Source organism: Arsukibacterium sp. MJ3 (assembly GCF_000987765.1).
Taxonomy (GTDB): domain Bacteria; phylum Pseudomonadota; class Gammaproteobacteria; order Enterobacterales; family Alteromonadaceae; genus Alishewanella.
The window spans coordinates 1-623 of sequence record NZ_LAHP01000114.1; the positions used below are offsets into that span (position 1 = coordinate 1).

The following is a 623-nucleotide window of genomic DNA, read 5'->3' on the forward strand; positions in this document are numbered from 1 at the left end:
CCATGCCGTTATCCAGCACAACGTCAGCCGAAATTCGATTTTCAGTAAACTTGATTTCAGTGGCATGGGCTTGTTGCATTGCTAATGGCTGAATGAGCAACGCAGCAGCAAAAGTGAAGCTTACGAGTTTTTTCAACATTGTCCTGTTCCTCTATGTAACCAAAATACTTAACCAAAAGTGGTGTGGAGCTATTCTTAAGTAAAAAAACTCAAACAAACGAGTACTGTCACCTAAGTAAAAATGTAAATAGAATGTAAACCTTGATGGCGAGATAATGGCAAGAGATTTGTTGATTAGATATAGGGGTTTACCCTCTATTTTACTTGCAGAAGAGCCCATTTCGGGCTCTTTTCCAGCTATTTTCGCGAACTTACGCGCATGATTCGCGCACTACCATCTGCTATAATGGCTTTTGCGCTTTTAATAGCCAAGCAAATAACTGTTCGTTGGCATTAAATTCGTTCAGTTCGCTTGTTGCCTGCGCTTGGCTAAAGCCTTTGCTAATTTTCTTCGCACTTGCGGCAGTTAATGCGGCTTCGCCGTGGCTAACTAAGCGCTGCTGATGATCTTGCAACATATTAAACGAAATCATTAAGTATTCGGCCGCCTGAGTGGCTTTCTC

At 42.1% G+C, this 623-nt stretch carries 1 protein-coding gene; it reads right to left on the reverse strand.

Annotation, left to right across the window (positions count from 1 at the left end; translation table 11 throughout):
* Positions 1-401 precede the first annotated feature (401 nt).
* Positions 402-623: hypothetical protein (locus tag VT06_RS17045; RefSeq protein ID WP_046555527.1), on the reverse strand; the 222-nt coding region annotated here is incomplete at its 5' end.